The 307-nt window shown below is 62.2% G+C and carries 1 protein-coding gene; it reads left to right on the forward strand.

Annotated elements, in window-relative coordinates; all coding sequences use genetic code 11:
* Positions 1-26: 26 nt before the first annotated feature.
* Positions 27-307: phage major capsid protein (locus F1735_RS34655; protein WP_229506106.1), on the forward strand; the 281-nt coding region annotated here is incomplete at its 3' end.

The raw sequence follows: 307 nt of genomic DNA on the forward strand, positions 1-307 counted from the left end.
TCATGATGCACCAACAGACCCGCAAGATGGTCCGCAAGCTCAAGGCCGGCGCCGGGCGCCCCATCTGGGCCGATTCGTACGAAGCCGGCATCAAGACCGGCACCCCGGCCCAACTGCTGGGCGAGGATGTCGCCATCAACAACGACATGGCGCAGCCAGGCGCGAATGCCAAGTCGATTGGCTACGGCGATTTTTCCAAATACATGATCCGCGACGTTCTGGAGCTGCTGCTGTTCCGCTTTGAGGACTCGGTCTACACCAGCAAGGGGCAAGTCGGTTTTCTGGCCTGGGCGCGTGCGGGGGGCAA

The sequence above is a fragment of the Massilia genomosp. 1 genome (assembly GCF_011682185.1).
GTDB classification, from domain to species: Bacteria; Pseudomonadota; Gammaproteobacteria; order Burkholderiales; family Burkholderiaceae_D; genus Telluria_A; species Telluria_A rubra.